General features: G+C 64.9%; 11 protein-coding genes. 3 read left to right on the forward strand and 8 right to left on the reverse strand.

Annotation, left to right across the window (positions count from 1 at the left end; all coding sequences use genetic code 11):
* Positions 1-39 precede the first annotated feature (39 nt).
* The 6 genes from AC6CIE_RS13465 to AC6CIE_RS13490 all read right to left on the reverse strand — a co-directional run bounded on the left by AC6CIE_RS13465 (position 40) and on the right by AC6CIE_RS13490 (position 6,079).
* Positions 40-840, reverse strand: a complete 801-nt coding sequence (locus tag AC6CIE_RS13465; protein WP_076518055.1) for a carbohydrate ABC transporter permease — start codon at positions 838-840, stop codon at positions 40-42.
* Complete coding sequence (locus AC6CIE_RS13470) at positions 837-1,712, reverse strand: carbohydrate ABC transporter permease (RefSeq protein ID WP_498092426.1); 876 nt, start codon at positions 1,710-1,712, stop codon at positions 837-839. Before AC6CIE_RS13470 ends, AC6CIE_RS13465 begins: the two co-directional genes overlap by 4 nt.
* 16 nt (positions 1,713-1,728) lie before the next feature.
* Positions 1,729-3,024, reverse strand: a complete 1,296-nt coding sequence (locus AC6CIE_RS13475; RefSeq protein ID WP_498092428.1) for an ABC transporter substrate-binding protein — start codon at positions 3,022-3,024, stop codon at positions 1,729-1,731.
* Positions 3,025-3,058: 34 nt separating this feature from the next.
* Complete coding sequence (locus AC6CIE_RS13480; RefSeq protein ID WP_498092430.1) at positions 3,059-4,114, reverse strand: ABC transporter ATP-binding protein; 1,056 nt, start codon at positions 4,112-4,114, stop codon at positions 3,059-3,061.
* Between the two features lie 116 nt (positions 4,115-4,230).
* Positions 4,231-5,028, reverse strand: a complete 798-nt coding sequence (locus AC6CIE_RS13485; RefSeq protein ID WP_498092432.1) for a phosphodiesterase — start codon at positions 5,026-5,028, stop codon at positions 4,231-4,233.
* Positions 5,029-5,065: 37 nt separating this feature from the next.
* Positions 5,066-6,079: a LacI family DNA-binding transcriptional regulator gene (locus AC6CIE_RS13490; protein ID WP_498092434.1), complete on the reverse strand. Its 1,014-nt coding sequence runs from the start codon at positions 6,077-6,079 to the stop codon at positions 5,066-5,068.
* Between the two features lie 319 nt (positions 6,080-6,398).
* On the opposite strand from AC6CIE_RS13490, the gene AC6CIE_RS13495 reads away from it, so the two are divergent.
* Complete coding sequence (locus AC6CIE_RS13495) at positions 6,399-7,727, forward strand: amidase (RefSeq protein ID WP_498092436.1); 1,329 nt, start codon at positions 6,399-6,401, stop codon at positions 7,725-7,727.
* Between the two features lie 88 nt (positions 7,728-7,815).
* Here AC6CIE_RS13495 and leuA read toward each other — a convergent pair whose 3' ends face one another.
* Together leuA and AC6CIE_RS13505 are read right to left on the reverse strand one after the other, a co-directional pair.
* Positions 7,816-9,525: a 2-isopropylmalate synthase gene (gene leuA, locus AC6CIE_RS13500; protein WP_218342391.1), complete on the reverse strand. Its 1,710-nt coding sequence runs from the start codon at positions 9,523-9,525 to the stop codon at positions 7,816-7,818.
* A gap of 445 nt (positions 9,526-9,970) precedes the next feature.
* Positions 9,971-10,609, reverse strand: a complete 639-nt coding sequence (locus AC6CIE_RS13505) for a hypothetical protein (RefSeq protein ID WP_175123941.1) — start codon at positions 10,607-10,609, stop codon at positions 9,971-9,973.
* Between the two features lie 16 nt (positions 10,610-10,625).
* Here AC6CIE_RS13505 and rpoN point away from each other — a divergent pair, with 16 nt between their 5' ends.
* Together rpoN and AC6CIE_RS13515 are read left to right on the forward strand one after the other, a co-directional pair.
* Positions 10,626-12,059, forward strand: coding sequence for an RNA polymerase factor sigma-54 (rpoN, locus tag AC6CIE_RS13510; RefSeq protein WP_498092438.1), 1,434 nt, complete (start codon positions 10,626-10,628; stop codon positions 12,057-12,059).
* A gap of 121 nt (positions 12,060-12,180) precedes the next feature.
* Entirely contained in the window at positions 12,181-12,459 is a 279-nt protein-coding gene (locus tag AC6CIE_RS13515) for a (2Fe-2S)-binding protein (protein ID WP_056327752.1), read from the forward strand.
* The last annotated feature ends 17 nt before the right edge of the window (positions 12,460-12,476 follow it).

Here is a 12,476-nt window from a genome sequence, read left to right on the forward strand (position 1 = left end):
GGCGGCGCGATGTGTGCAGCGCACCGTGCGAACGGATTCCTACCGGATCCCCGCCCGCATGAACGACTGCACGAACTGGCGCTGGAACAGCAGGAACGCGATCAGCAGCGGCGCGGCCGACATCAGCGTCGCGGCGGTGATCACCGACCAGTCGATGCCCTGGTCCGTGGACGAGAACACCTGCAGGCCGACCGTCAGCGGCCGGGATTCCACCGAGTTGGTGATGATGAGCGGCCACAGGAAGTTGTTCCAATGATGGCTCACCGACACCAGCCCGTAGGCCACGTAGATCGGCTTGGCCAGCGGCACGTACACCTTCCAGAGCACTTGCAGCGCGTTCGCGCCTTCCATGCGGGCCGCCTCTTCCAGTTCGCGCGGAACCGTCTTGAAGGTCTGGCGCAACAGGAAGATGCCGAAGGCCGAGGCGAAGTACGGCAAGCCGATCGCAAACACCGTGTCGCGTACGCCCAGGAGGCTCATCGACCGGTAGTTTTCCACCAGCAGCACGTCGGGCATGATCATCAGCTGCAACAGCACCAGCATGAACACGAAATCGCGGCCGCGGAACTCGAAGCGCGCGAACGCGTAGCCCGCCAGCGTCGACAGCACAAGCTGCGCGGCCAGCACCATGGTGACCAGCACGAACGTGTTCAGGAAGTAGCGCGGAAACGGCGCTGCATTCCAGGCACGGACGAAGTTATCCAGCGTCAGCGGCGCGAAGAGATCGAAGCGGGTGGCGTAGGCGGGCGGATGGAACGCCGCCCACATCGCGTAGGCCAGAGGCAAAATCCACAACAGGCCCAGCGCCCACGCGCCCAGGGTATCGAGCTTGTCTTTCATTGGTAGTGCGTCCTGCGGTCCAGCCAGCGGAACTTGATCAGCGCGGTCAGCGCCAGCACCACCAGCAACACGACGGTCAGGGTCGCGGCGTAAGCCGTGTCCCAGAAGCTGAATCCCACCTGGTAGATGTAATAGAGCAGCAAGGTGCTCGCGTTGTCCGGCCCGCCGCGTGTCATGACGACCACGTGGTCGACCAGCCGAAACGCGTTGATCAGCGCATTGATCAGCACGAACAGCGTGGTGGGCATCAGCAGCGGCCACAGGATGCGGCGGAAATACTGCCAGCGCGAGGCGCCTTCCAGCATGGCCGCTTCACGCAGCGACGGCGACACGGTCTGCAGCGCCGCCAGATAGAAGATCATGAAAAAGCCGGCCTCTTTCCAGACGGTCACCAGCATCAGCGCGGGCAGCGCGGTCTCGCGGTTGCCCAGCCAGTTGGGACCCGGCGCGCCGAACCAGCCCATCACCTGCGCGATCAGCCCGTACTGCGGCGTGTAGAAGAACAGCCAGATGTTTGCGACTGCCACCATGGGCAGCACGGTCGGCGTGAAGTACGCCATGCGCAGGAACCCGCGCCCGGTGAGGTTGCGGTTGACCCATAGCGCCATGATCAGCGCGATGCCGATCGAGGTGGGAATGGTGCCCAGCGCAAACCACAGGTTGTTCCACAGCGACTGCCAGAACACGGGGTCGTCGCGCATGACCGCATAGTTGTCCAGCCCGACCAAGCGGGCCGGGCGCGCGCCCTTTGGGGTGGAGAAAAAGCTGTGCCAAAGCGTCGCCACCGCCGGGTAATGCGTGAAGGCGGCGAGCAGCACGATGGCTGGCAGCAGAAGCAGCCAGCCATAAAGCGCATTCAAAGAGCGGCTCATCGTGCGTGCGGTCGGTTTACTTGTAGGAACGCAGTATGCGATCAGATTCGCGCTGCGCGTCGGTCAGGGCCTGCTGCGGGGTCTTCGAGCCCGTCAGCGCCGCCTGCAGGGCGTCGTTCAGGGTCTTGGTGACGCGCTGGTTCTCGTGCGTCGAGAATTCCGCCACGCTGACTTCCAGCTGGTCGCGCGCGACCGTGGCGGCCGGCACTTCCTGCGCGTACTTCTTCATCTTCTCGGTTTCCCAGGCGGCCGGCGTCACGGCTACGTAGCCCGTAGCGATGCTCCAGTCGGCCGCGCGCTCGGGCGTGGTGGCCCACTGCGCGAACTTCAGCGCCGCCGCCTGCTGCTCCGGCGTGCCGCTCTTGAAGATGTAGAAGTTGCCGCCGCCCGTGGGGCTGCCGCCGCGCTTTTGCTGCGGCATCATCGCCACGCCGAACGGGAAGTCCGCGTTCTTGCGGATGTTGGTCAGGTTGCCGGTGGTGGTCCACACCATCGCCGCCTTCTTTTCCAGGAAGTCCTTGGGCGTGGTGCCCCAGTCGATCGTGCCGGTCGGCATGATCTTGTGCTTGGCCGACAGGTCACGCCAGAACTGCACGGCTTCGACCACCGCCGGCTTGTCCAGGTAGACCTCGTTGCCGGCTTCGTTCATCAGGATCGCGCCGTTGGGCGTGGTCAGCGCCTGGAACAGCCAATACGCGAATGCGCCGCCCGACGGGATCTCGATGCCCCACTGCGTCGTGTTGCCCGAGGCGTCCTGCTTGGTCAGCTTCTTGCCGTACTCGACCAGCTCGGCCCAGGTCTTGGGCGGCTTTTCGGGATCCAGGCCGGCGGCCTTGAAGAGATCCTTGTTGTAGTACATGACGATGGTCGAACGCTGGAACGGCACGCCCCAGGTGTGGCCGCCGGTGCGGCTGTTCTGCATGAAGGCGTCATAGAATCCGCCCAGCCACTTCTTGTCGGCGTCGGTCTTGGCCAGGCTGTCGATCGAAACGATGGCGTCCTCGTCGATCAGCGTGAACATGTCCGTGGACAGCAGCACCGCGAGCTGCGGCGGGGTGCCGCCCTTGAGCGCGGTCAGCGCCTTGGCGATGGAGTCCTGATACGAACCGGCGTAGATCGGCTTGATCTTGATGTTGGGATTTTCCTTCTGGAAATCCGTCACCATGTCGTCGACGATCTTGGTGATCGGGCCGCCGACGGCAACCGGGTAGTAGAACTCGACCTCGACGGGCTTGTTCTGCGCCTGCACAGGCAGAGACAGGCAGGCGGCGGCCAGGCTGGCGGCCAGGGTCTTGAGTACGATGCGTCGCATGGGATGTTCCTTTCCTGTGTGTGGGCTATTTTTTCTAGCGCCCGTCGGTGTTGATGACCGCCGAATCGGCGGCAAAGAAATGCTGTTGCCCGTCCGGCCAGGACAGGCGCAGCGACTCGCCGGCGCTGGCGCGCAGGTGGCCGCCGACACGCACGGCCACGCCGCCCGTGTCGCCGATGCGGCACACCACGATGGAGTCCGCGCCGAAGTACTCCACGCTTTCGACAGTGGCGGCGATGCCGTTGCTGTCGATGCGCATGTGTTCAGGACGCACGCCCAGCTTTACGGCGCCCGCGGGCGCGTTCGCGATAGCGGGACCTTGCGTGCCGGCGGTCACCGTGGCGCCTGCTTGCTGCGCCAGGTTGATCAGGTTCATGGGCGGCGTGCCGATGAAGCGCGCCGCGAACTCGCTGGCCGGACGCGCATACAGGCCATCGGGCGTGTCGTGCTGTTCGATCTGGCCGCCCCGCAGCAGCACCACTTGATCGGCCATGCTCATGGCCTCGGTCTGATCGTGCGTGACGTAGACCATGGTGATGCCCAGGCTTTGCTGCAATGCGCGGATCTCGCGGCGCATTTCGTGGCGCAGTTGGGCGTCCAGGTTGGAAAGGGGCTCGTCCATCAGGCAGACCGGCGCTTCGGAAATCACGGCGCGGCCCAGCGCCACGCGCTGCTGCTGGCCGCCGGACAGTTGCGACGGCTTGCGGTCCAGCAGGTGCGACAGGCCCAGCAGGTCGGCCACGCGCTTCAAGCGCCGGTCGAAGTCCTTTGCCGGTTCCTTGCGCACCTTCAGGCCGAACAGGATGTTCTCGCGAACCGACAGGTGCGGAAACAGCGCATACGACTGGAACACCATCGAGATGCGGCGCTTGGCCGGCGGCAGTTGCGTGACGTCGCGGTCGCCGATGCGGATGGTGCCCGACGTGGGCGTATCCAGGCCGGCGATCATGCGCAGCGTCGTCGACTTGCCGCAACCGGACGGACCCAGCAGAACGGTGAAGCTGCCGGCCGGAACCGTGAAGCTCACGCCTTGGATCGCCGCCGCGCCGGCGTACTGTTTGGTGAGGTTATCCAGAACGATGGATGACATGCTGTCTCGAAGATCTAATTGTTAGATCCGCATTGTTGCCTGTTATGAAAACCTTTTCATTGTGCAGCGCAAACATGACGGATATGTGGCAATGCGCGGGGTTCCCCGCGCCGGTTTCAACCAAAGGGATACGGGCCGGGGTAATCCCCGATGACGGCGTGATGCGTGACCAGATTGCCGCCCTGCCACCAATGCAGCTGATAGCCGGGCGGTTCCATGATGTATTGCAGCGTCGGGCGCGGACCGAGTTCCAGCGCAAGCTGGTGCGCGGTGCCCGGACAGGTCGATGCGATCGTGCCGCCAAAGCGCTGGAAGATCGTGCGATGGAGGTGGCCGCACAGCACACGTTCGACGTTGGGATAGCGGGCGACGATGCGTTCCAGTTCCGGTGCACCGGCCAGCAGGCCGATGTCGTCCATGTGTTCGATGCCCGTCAGGAACGGCGGGTGGTGCATCAACACCAGCGTGGGACGGCCGGGCTGTTCGGCCAGGCGCTCCGCCAGCCAGTCCAGCCGCGTCTGACAGAGTTCGCCATGGCTCTTCATCGGCACCACGGTGTCCAGCGCCAGCAGGCGCAGCGGATAGGTTTCGATGGCGTACTGCACGAACTGGCCGCCGTCCTGCAGGTACGCATGGTCGGGAAACGCGGCGCGCAGTTCGGCGCGATCATCGTGATTGCCGGGCAGCAGGAAATACGGAATTTCCAGCGCCTGCAGGTGCTCGCGCAGCGTCTGGTATTCGATGGGCTTGCCCAGGTCCGTCAGGTCGCCGGTGATCAGCACGCAGTCGGGGCGCGGCGTCAACGCGTTCAGGGCGCGCACCGCCGGCGCCAGGAACGCGGCCGGATCGATGATGCCGTAGGCCTTGTCTCCCGGGGTGCGCATGTGGAGGTCGGTGATTTGTGCGATGAGCATGGCGATCTGGAAGTTGTCTGAATGGTGGGTAGCGGGCTTAGCGGCGCACGGATGCCGCAGTGCCGCCGACGACGATGCAATGCGGCAGGCGGTTCGATTGCGGTGGCTGGCCATGAATCTGCGCCAGCAGGTTCGAGCACGCGGACTGGCCGATGCCGTCGCTGGGTTGCGCGACGGTGGTCAGCGGCGGGGTCAGCAACGCGCCAAAACGCATGCCGTCAAAGCCGCACACGGAAATGTCGGCGGGCACCGACAACCCCAGTCCCACCAGGTCGGCGATGACGGCGGTGGCCAGCAGGTCGTTGGAACAGAAGAGCGCCGTGGGCGCCTGCTTGCCGCGAAGCGCGGCCTTCAGCGCGTCCACGTCGCTGCCGGTATGTGAACTCATGGAAATGTGCTGGATGGCATCGAGGCCCAGCTTCTTGGCGCTGGCGCGCGCGCCCATCAGGCGACGGCGCGCGCGGTCCGAGGCGGTCAGCGGGCCGGTCACCAGCGCGATGCGCTTGTGCCCCATCGCGGCCAGATGCGCCACCATGTCGCTTGCTGCGGCGCGATTGTCGACCGAAGCAAACGGATGATCATTGGATTCGTTGTAGACCAGCACGTAAGGAATGCCGCTGCGGTCCAGGTCGTCCAGCGTGGCGCTCTTGCCGACGTCCGCCACGGTCAGGATGAGTCCGTCGACCTGATGGTCGATCAGGCCCTGCACGGCCGCGGATTCCACGGCGGGGTCGTAGCCGGTGGCGGTCAGCATGACGCTGTAGCCCGACTCACGGGCGCGGCGTTCGGCGCCTTCGAAGCACTCGGCAAACACGGGATTGGACAGCGTCGGCAGGATCAACCCGATGGTGCGCGTGCTGCCCGAACGCAGGCTGCGGCCCACGCGGTTGGGCCGAAAGCCCGCGCGCTTGGCAATGTTGCGGATGTGCGCCAGCGTGTCGGGATGCACGATCTCCGGCTGATTGAACGCGCGCGACACCGTCGCCGGCGAAACCCCCGCCTTGCGAGCCACTTCGATGATGGAAAAGCGGGGCGACGGGCGCGTAGCCATTGATGGAATCGATGCAAGTTTGCTGAAAACGATTTCACTTTACTTGAGGAATATGAACTTTGTATTGCACGGGTTTGCGCTATGCTGGTGCGAACGCAACAGCACAAAGCCATGGCGCAGCGCGTTATTCGGCGGAAACCCCGTTCTTTCGGTGTTTTTCCCAATTGACGCAACACGTACAACGGCGGGGTCGGTGTGCCGGGCATGACGCTTGCTTTCACGGGCAGGCAGCCACGCCGGGCATACCCTCGGTCAAGGGGACCGGGTGCGCAGTATGTTTTTCCGCGCTCGTCGCGGCACCGGCAAAGAGGAAAGAATCATGTCTACTGCCTTGAACAGACTGGGCGCGGTCGAAGCCGCGCGCAAGCTGCAACGGCGTGAATTGACCGCAGTGCAATTGGTGCGCGCCTGCTTCGCGCGCATCGAACAGCGCGAGAACACCGTTCATGCCTGGACGGCCCTGCAGAAGCAGGTTGCGCTCGACCACGCCGAGACCCTCGACCGCGGCGCGCTGCGCGGTCCGCTGCACGGCCTGCCCATCGGCGTGAAAGACCTGTTCGATACTGCCGACCTGCCCACCCGCTACGGCTCTCCCATCTACGACCGCCATCATCCCGGACTGGACGCCGCCTCGGTGGCGCTGTGCCGTGGCGCGGGCGCCATCGTCATCGGCAAGACCGTCACCACCGAATTCGCCACCTATCAGGCCGGCCCCACGCGCAATCCGCGCAACGAGGCCTACACGCCCGGCGGCTCGTCCAGCGGCTCGGCCGCCGCGGTGGCCGACGACATGGTGCCCTTTGCGCTGGGCTCGCAGACCGCGGGTTCCATCATCCGGCCCGCGTCCTATTGCGGCGTGGTCGGCTTCAAGCCCACGTTCGGCGGGATCTCCCGCGCCGGCGTGAAAAGCCTGGCCGAATCGCTGGATACGGTGGGCGGATTCGCGCGCTCGGTGGAAGACGTGGCGCTGTTCTCGTCGGTATTGATGCGCGATCCGCGCATGCTGGATCTGTCCTATCACGACGCGCCGCGCGTGGGCATGTATCGCAGCCTGCAATGGCGCCATGCGCAGCCCGAAACCAAAGAGGCCTTCGCGCAGGCCGCGGCGATCCTGTCGCGCGCGGGCGCCAAGGTCGAAGAAGTGCCGCTGCCGCCGGAGCATTGCGTGCTGGTGCAACTGCATTCGGACATCATGGCGTTCGAGGCCTCGCAGGCGCTGGCGTACGAACGCGTGGAACATGCCGCGCAGCTCAGTCCCAAGCTACAGGCCATCCTGGAATCCGGCGCGCAGATCAGCGCGGAGCAGCACATCAAGAACCTGGAACGCGCCGCCGAATCGCGCGCGCGGGTCGACACATGGTTCGACCAATACGACGTCCTGATTGCCCCCAGCGCCAGCGGCGAGGCGCCGTTTGCCGATTTGGGCACGGGCGATCCGCAGTTCTCGCGGGCCTGGACGCTGTTCGGGCTGCCTTGCCTGAACCTGCCATTCGCGACCGGCCCGCAGGGCCTGCCGGTGGGCTTGCAGCTCGTTGGCGCGCGATATGAGGACCACCGCCTGCTCGCCATCGGCGCATGGATCCATGCGCGCCTGCTGGCCGCCAATGCGCCGGATATCGGCGCGTCCGACATGTGGCCGCGCGGCTGATTGCAATCACCCGCAATGAAAAAGCCCGCCGGATAAGGCGGGCTTCATTTCGTGCCCCGTTGTCGGGGGCTTCAGGCCTGGTCGTGGATCACACGGCTTCGGCGGCTTCCTGTTCGGCGGTGACGGCGCCGGAATTGATGTGGCGGTTCACGGCGCTCAGCACGGCCTGGAACGAGGCCGTCACGATATCGCGGTCGATGCCCACGCCAAAGCCCGTGGCGGATTCGCCGACGCGCAGTTCGACATAGGACGCGGCGCGCGTGCCGGTGCCGGTGCCGATGGCGTGCTCGTGGTAGTCCATGATGCGCACGGGCACATCCAGCGCGGCCACGAAGGCGGAGATCGCGCCGTCGCCCTTGCCGCTCACGATGCGGCGTTCGCCGTTGAATTCAAGTTCGGCTTCGATGCTGAAGTGCTGGCCTTCACCGGCCGACGGATCGCCGTCGATGCGATGGCGGATCAGCTTCCACGGCGCCTTCTGCTCAAGGTATTCGCGGTTGAAGATCGTGTGCACGTCGTCGGCGGTGACTTCGCGGCCCGTCTCGTCGGTGACGCGCTGGATGGCGCGGCTGAATTCGATCTGCAAGCGGCGCGGCAACACCAGGCCGTGTTCCTGCTCAAGCAGGTACGACACGCCGCCCTTGCCCGATTGGCTGTTCACGCGGATCACGGCGTCGTAGCTGCGGCCGAGATCGGCGGGGTCGATCGGCAAGTACGGCACTTCCCAGACGGCGTCGGCCTTTTGCAATGCGAAACCCTTCTTGATCGCGTCCTGGTGCGAACCCGAGAACGCGGTAAAGACCAAGTCGCCCGCGTACGGATGACGCGGATGGACCGGCAGCTGGTTGCAGTATTCAGCGCAGCGGCGCACTTCGTCGATGTCCGAGAAGTCCAGGCCGGGATGCACGCCTTGCGTGTAGAGGTTGAGCGCCAGCGTGACGAGGTCGACGTTGCCGGTGCGCTCGCCGCTGCCGAAGAGGCAGCCTTCGATGCGGTCGGCGCCGGCCATCACGGCAAACTCGGCGGCGGCCACGGCGGTGCCGCGGTCATTGTGCGGATGGACGCTGAGCACGATGCTGTCGCGGCGGGCCAGATTCTTGTGCATCCACTCGATCTGGTCGGCGTACAGGTTGGGCGTGGTCGCCTCGATGGTGGCGGGCAGGTTCAGCACCATCTTGTGGTCCGGCGTGGGCTGCCAGACATCGGCGACGGCGTTCGAGACTTCCAGCGCGAATTCGGGTTCGGTCGTGCTGAAGACTTCGGGCGAGTACTCGTAGCTCCACTTGGTTTCGGGACGCTGCGACGTGTACTGCTTGATGAGGCGCGTGCCGGTGGTGGCGATGTTCTTGATCTCGTCCTTGGACATGTTGAACACCACCTTGCGGAAGGCCGGTGCGCAAGCGTTGTACATGTGGACGATGGCCTGCTTGGCGCCCGCGGCGGCTTCCACGGTGCGGCTGATCAGGTCTTCGCGCGATTGGGTCAGCACGATGATGGTCACGTCATCGGGGATGCGCTTCTCGTCGATGAGCTTGCGCACGAAGTCGAAGTCGGTCTGCGACGCGGACGGGAAACCGACTTCGATTTCCTTGAAGCCGATCTTCACCAGCTGTTCGAAGAAGCGGACCTTGCGTTCCACGCTCATCGGCTCGATCAACGCCTGGTTGCCGTCGCGCAGGTCCGTGCTCATCCAGATCGGCGCCTTAGTGATGCGGCGGCTGGGCCAGGTGCGTTCGGAGAAATCGCGGGTAAAGGGCGCGAAGGGGACGTATTTGGTGGCGGGGTTGGCAAGCATCATCACTACACCTCGATCGGTTTCTTTTGAATCCCGGCGCGTTTTGCGCTCGTCGGCATCGCAACCGGATGACGGTCTTGTGCCAGGGTTTGCCGGGATGGCCGGCAGGATTCAGAGATAAAAAGGGGAAATCGCGTGTGGCAAACGTGGCTGCCGAGCTACCACGGGGACACTAGGCCCGGCAACCGATCGGTAGCAATAGCGATAGCGCGATGAAGGAGGATTGAACGCGCAGGCCGGCGACCGGAGCGGCGGAGCGTCCGGTGGCAATCGCGAGGGGGGTGCGGTAAGCGGCCATGGGGTGCTAGTCAAACATACTTTTTCGGGAAGCGCAAACGGAAAGAGCAAGGGACGGATCAGATCGTGGTCTTTTCCGGAGGCTGACGAATGGGCCTTTGGAAACAGCAAGGCCGCCTTGCGGCGGCCTTTTGGCAGTGCTGGATGCGGCCTAGCGGGCCGGGCCGATGCGGGGTTCGACATAGCGCGGTTCGCGCGGCGCGTCGCGGCGGACGTCGTCACGCCGGCCGTCGTCGCGCGGATCGCGGCCGGGACGGTTGGCGCCCGCTTCCAGGATCCGGGCCTGCTCGGCCACCATGTCGATCTTGCCAATGCGGTTGTGGCGCAATTCCGACAGCGAGCGGCGCAGGTCGCCGACGGTGAAGGGTTCCTGGCGGTCGCCCCAGGTCCAGCGCAGCACGCCTAGCGATTCTTCAGACAGATTGGGCGCCAGTTCGGCCAGCGTATCCGTGCCGACCGGCGTCGCGGCACCCGAGGCCAGGCTGGCGTAGAACCAGGCGCGCACCGAAAAGAAGACGATCAGGGTCCAGATGCCGGCAACCACCCACCAGAGGTAGGGATTGATCCGCTGCGCCATGTCCTGGGTGGGCTGGCCTAGCGTGTGCAGGAAGTCGTAGTTCATGCGCTTGCCGAAATCGAGTATCCAGGAGGCAACCAGATACCAGACAACGATCGCGACAGCGATGACGATCGCGCGCAAAACGAGTCGGGGAAGCGCCAGTTTGAGCAGGGTCTGGCCGATCAGTCGGCAGTCCTGGCGAACGCTTGCGGGCGAAGTCAGATTCATCATGCAAAATATTGTACCTATGACCCGTCCAATTTTAGAACTGCGGCCTGGCCAGCACCTGACGCTGACCCCACAACTTCAACAATCGATCCGGTTGTTGCAGCTGTCGACGCTCGACCTTGAAGCGGAAATCTCGCAAGTGCTGGCCGAAAATCCCCTGCTGGACCGGGAGGACGAGCCGTCGTCGGCCGAGGCGGAGTCGCGGGCAGAGTCCGAACGCGAGTCCTCGGTGCAGGACGACGAGCCGGCGGCCGAGCGCGAGACACCCATCGACGAGATGCCGGGTTCGGGCGGCGTGTACCCCGATGACGACGCCAGCCTGCCCGAGGCGGCGCGTCCGGACACCTTGCGCGAGCATCTGCTGGGCCAGCTTGCCTTGACCCGGGCGGCGCCGCGCGATGCCGCGCTGGCGTCCCTGCTGATCGACGAACTGGACGAAAACGGATACCTCGGATCGCCGCTGGACGAGATTCTTAGTTGGCTCCCGGCAGAAATGGAGCCAGACATGGACGAGCTGCGCGCGGCGCTGTCGCTGCTGCAGTCGTTCGATCCCGTGGGGATTGGCGCGCGCGACATGGCCGAGTGCCTGCACCTGCAGTTGCGCAATCCCGACCTCGGCCGGCTGCCCGAGGCGGCCGATTCCGCCGTGCTGGCCTGTGCGCGGCGGATCTGCGCCGAACACCTGCCGCTGCTGGCAACCGGCAACGCCGCGCGCGTATGCGCGGCGCTGGGTTGCGACGAACCCACGTTCCGCGCGGCGCATGCGTTGATCCTGCGCCTGGAGCCCCGCCCCGGACGGGCGTGGACCGTGCCGGCCGCCGAATATGCGGTGCCGGACGTCATCGTGCGCAAGACGCGGCGCGGCTGGCAGGCCACGCTGAACAGCGCCGCGGTGCCGCGCTTGCAGATCAACGGTCTGTACGCGCAGATGCTGGGCAACCAGAAGGAATCGGCGCACGCCGGGCTGCAGGCGCAATTGCAGCAGGCCAAATGGATGATCCGGAACGTGGAGCAGCGTTTCGACACCATCCTGCGCGTCTCGCAGGCCATCGTCGAACGCCAGACCGCATTCTTCAGCCAGGGCCCGGCGGCGATGCGCCCGCTGATCCTGAAAGACATCGCCGGCGAACTCGGTCTTCACGAATCGACCATTTCGCGCGCCACGACGCAGAAGTACATGCTCACTCCGTTCGGTACTCTGGAGCTCAAGCGCTTCTTCGGCACGGGCGTTTCGACCGAAGGCGGCGACGCCACGTCGGCGACGGCGGTGCAGACCTACATCCGCCAGATGGTGGCCGACGAGAATCGCGCCAAGCCGTTGTCGGACAGCCAAATCATGCAAAAACTGGCCGATCAGGGGATAGTGATCGCCCGCCGGACGGTGGCAAAGTACCGCGAAGCGCTGCGGATTGCCCCGGCCGCGCTGCGCAAGGCGCAAGCCGCGGCGCGTTGAAATAAGGGACAAGCTTCGGCAAAATTGTCCCTATTTTCAATGGCTTGCGTGACACTTCGGTTGCAAAATTATTTGCGCACAGGGCTTGCCAGGGCCTAAATAATTTTCGATAATCATTCGCATGTACATTTGCGTATGTAATGCCATCACCGAACGCCAAGTCCGCGCCAGCGTGGACGCGGGCGCGACGACGCTTTCCGACCTGCAGTTCGAGCTGGGCGTGGCCACGTGCTGTGGCTGCTGCGCGGCAACCGCCGCCGAATACCTGCCGGGCGGCCGCTGCTCCAGCGTGTGCGACGTGCGCTCCATCGCAGTTCCGGTCAATGCTCCCGCCCTCGTCGAATCGGACACGCCGGCTGCCAACAGCAGCTTCCCGATTCCGCTGGTCGCCATCGCCTGAGCATTGGTGTCAATTCC

This window comes from Achromobacter sp. GQ309 (genome assembly GCF_059759315.1).